Raw genomic sequence first — 2652 nt, 5'->3', positions numbered from 1 at the left:
ACGGGAACACCCAAGGGGGGATACCGCCGCCGCCAGCCGCCATGGCCTCCTCGTTCACTTCGGCAAAGGCAAATTCCTGCCAAGGCGTCTGGTACTGGCCCAGCCATAGCACGCCGTTCGCATCCTCGAGAACCAATTCGCTGCGCATGCCGTCGACTTGAACGAAGAAATCGGCGAGCACGATCTGCTCGCCGTTTTGCAGCGTGACCACAAGGTCCATGCCCGACTGGCTGAACGCGGCGATCTCTTCAGGGCCTACGGGGAGCGTCACGGTGCTGGGGGCGTCGAGCGTGACAACTCCGGCCCATGCCTGTTCGGTGGTCTGACTGGAGGCTTTACCGGTGATGGCGATCGTTTCGTTGTTCATGATTCACCTTTTCTGTACTTGACCGAAGGCCAGGGCTATAGCGATCCGCTGAGCGAAATATCGACGCGCCGATCCGGCGCCAGGCAGGTTTTCAGAGCCTCTCCCTGAACCCCATCGCAGGAGGCAATGGGCTGGCTGCTGCCTCGGCCCACCGGGGTGATCAAAGAAGGGGCGACACCGAATTGGCCAAGTGCTGCGGCTACCGCTTCGGCGCGACGCTGTGACAGGGTCATGTTGTAGGCGGGGTTGCCGATCCGGTCGGCATGACCGATTACCGAGACCGCCGATGGAGTACCCCGCTGCTGTACGGCAGTGGCGACCTCGCGGATCGCCTCTTGCCCCGCCGGTGAGATCGTGGCGCTATCGAAGCCGAACAGCAGGTCGGCGGAGAGGCTGTAACCGGTGGGTCTCTGCTCGTCGTAGAGCGCTTCGCACTGGGGCCGGCGCCACTGCGTGCCGGTAAGACGCTCCTGAGCGAACGAGACGCGGTACTGACAGACCAGCACGTCGTCGTCGGTCAGCGCGAGATCGATGTTGTAGAGCCAGTGATCATCCTGGTAAGTCGATCCCGCTTCATTGGGAGGACCGATCAAGGCGACGACGTCCGGCTTGCTCAATCGGCCGATGCCTTCTTCAACCCGGGCGAGTTCTGCCACCGGCACGGTGACGCCGAGGCGGATGAAGGCGCCATCGAGGGCGCTGAAATCCTCGCTGACATCGCTGAATTCGTAGGCCATCGTCAAGGGAGTCAAGAGCATTCCCGAAAGCAAAAGGCACGCCGAAAGGCGCGCGAACGAGCGTCGCTTACGCCTAACGTGGCGGGATTCTTTAGACGAGAGAAAGAACGCTACTGGCCGACCGGACATTCCCATGATGCACCCCTTATTTAAACTGCGTGTCGATGACTGCGTTGTTTAAACAGCTGGCAAGGCGCCGGGCCGCCAATAGCGACGCCGGTAAAATGTCATTTGAGTACGCGGAATACGCCGCGTTATATCACTGAGCGTGCATTTATGATTTGGTCGAGCGCTGACAGAGAGCGCGGGGCGAATATATATCGCGGCGCTTCACGTCAGACTGTTGGTGTCCATAAGACGTTAACCATTGACCCATTAGCTTATTAACTTTTATTCAATTCGGGTCGTTAAAACGCTAAACTTTTAACAAAGAAGACTCTAACCAAAATTTATCATGCACTAAATGGAAGGTAGGGCAGCTTTTTGAAGGCAGGCAAATGGAAAAAATTAAACTTTTGTAAAGAAAGTTTATTGGTTTTTTTCCATGATAAAAAAACAAACTAACGCTCAAAGAGTTAAAGGGTTTATCGAACACTCGATATAAAAAACCAGCGGCGTTTTACACGCCGCTGGTCGGGTGGATCGATCTAATACCGGCTGACGCGGTGGCGTCAGCGCCGCTTGGGCTTGCGCATCGCCTGTACCGGGCGACGCTTGTGCTTGTCGCGGCTCCAGCGGTTCTTCTCGTCCGGGGTGAGCTCGGGCACCTTGCGTGTCTCGAGCTGGGCCAGCGTCGCCAGGTCGTCGATCTCGTCCTGGGTGAGTTCGATCCACTCGCCGGCCTTGGCGCGCTTGTCGAGGAAGATGTTGCCGTAGCGCACGCGCTTCAGGCGGCTGACGGTCAGCCCCTGAGACTCCCACAGGCGGCGCACTTCGCGGTTACGGCCTTCGAGGATCACCACGTGGAACCAGGTGTTGATGCCTTCACCGCCGAACTCCTGCACGTCGGTGAAGCGCGCCGGGCCGTCTTCGAGCATCACGCCGTCGACCATCGCCTTGACGTGCTCGAGCTTGACGTCGCCCATCACGCGCACCGCGTACTCGCGCTCCACCTGGGTGGAGGGGTGCATCAGGCGGTTGGCGAGCTCGCCGTCGGTGGTGAACAGCAGAAGGCCGCTGGTGTTGATGTCCAGCCGCCCGATCGCGATCCAGCGCTCGCCTTTCAGGCGCGGCAGGCGTTCGAACACCGTGCGCCGCCCCTCCGGGTCCTTGCGGGTGCACAGCTCGCCTTCGGGCTTGTTGTACATCAGCACGCGGCGCGGCACTTCGGCTTCCGGGCGCAGTGAGATCGGCCGGTCGTCGAGGCTGACGCGGTCGCGCTCCTCGACCCGGTCGCCGAGCTTGGCGACCTGGCCGTTGACCTTGACGCGGCCGTCGCTGATCACGGTTTCCATCTCGCGGCGCGAGCCGAAACCGGCGCGGGCCAGCACTTTCTGCAGTTTTTCGCTGCCGGGAGGGGGTGTTTGGCTATTCTGACTCATGGACGTC

3 protein-coding genes are annotated in these 2652 nt (G+C 60.1%); all 3 read right to left on the bottom strand.

The features are described from left to right. The coding region (locus BIS11_RS14720) for a BapA prefix-like domain-containing protein (protein WP_253586402.1) at window positions 1–367 on the bottom strand (367 nt) is incomplete at its 3' end. Between the two features lie 35 nt (window positions 368–402). Further along, window positions 403–1119 carry an OmpA family protein gene (locus BIS11_RS14715; protein ID WP_253586401.1) on the bottom strand — a complete coding sequence of 239 codons (717 nt, stop codon included), beginning with the start codon at window positions 1117–1119 and terminating at the stop codon, window positions 403–405. 656 nt (window positions 1120–1775) lie between these two features. Continuing rightward, window positions 1776–2645, bottom strand: coding sequence for a 23S rRNA pseudouridine(2605) synthase RluB (gene rluB, locus BIS11_RS14710; protein ID WP_253424173.1), 870 nt, complete (start codon window positions 2643–2645; stop codon window positions 1776–1778). Window positions 2646–2652: the final 7 nt, after the last annotated feature.

Source organism: Halomonas sp. 707D4 (assembly GCF_024158685.1).
In the GTDB taxonomy this organism is placed as follows: Bacteria; Pseudomonadota; Gammaproteobacteria; order Pseudomonadales; family Halomonadaceae; genus Vreelandella.
The sequence above is the reverse complement of the archived record's forward strand: the minus strand, read 5'-3'. Positions and strand labels throughout refer to the sequence as shown.

What these genes read in the sequence shown, in the direction of transcription:
- rluB (WP_253424173.1), bottom strand. Translation starts at nt 2,645, where the DNA reads ATGAGTCAGAATAGCCAAACACCCCCTCCCGGCAGCGAAAAACTGCAG.